This window comes from Hyphomonas beringensis (assembly GCF_000682755.1).
Lineage (GTDB): Bacteria > Pseudomonadota > Alphaproteobacteria > Caulobacterales > Hyphomonadaceae > Hyphomonas > Hyphomonas beringensis.
On the sequence record NZ_AWFF01000116.1, the window covers coordinates 1 to 322 of the forward strand.

1 protein-coding gene is annotated in these 322 nt (G+C 58.4%); it reads right to left on the bottom strand.

Annotated features, from left to right (window positions below):
- Positions 1–322: recombinase family protein (locus HY29_RS18090; RefSeq protein WP_034799890.1), on the bottom strand; the 322-nt coding region annotated here is incomplete at both ends.

Sequence of the window (322 nt, forward strand, 5' to 3'; positions counted from 1 at the left end):
GCCGTCCCATGCTGGTCGACGTGTTGAAGGACTGGGTGACAGAAACGAAAGAGCAGTCCGCCGCATCGAAGCGGTCAACCAGCCTGGCAAAGTCGGACAGCGAGCGGGTTAGCCGGTCGATCTTGTAGACGACGATAAGATCGACCTTGCCGGCAGCGATGTCTTCCAGAAGCCGCTGAAGTGCAGGGCGTTCCAGATTGCCACCTGACAATCCGCCATCATCATAATGGGCTGGAACCAGCTTCCAGCCTTCATGCCGCTGACTGGCGATATAACTCTCACAGGCCTCCCGCTGCGCATCGAGCGAGTTGAAGGCCTGATC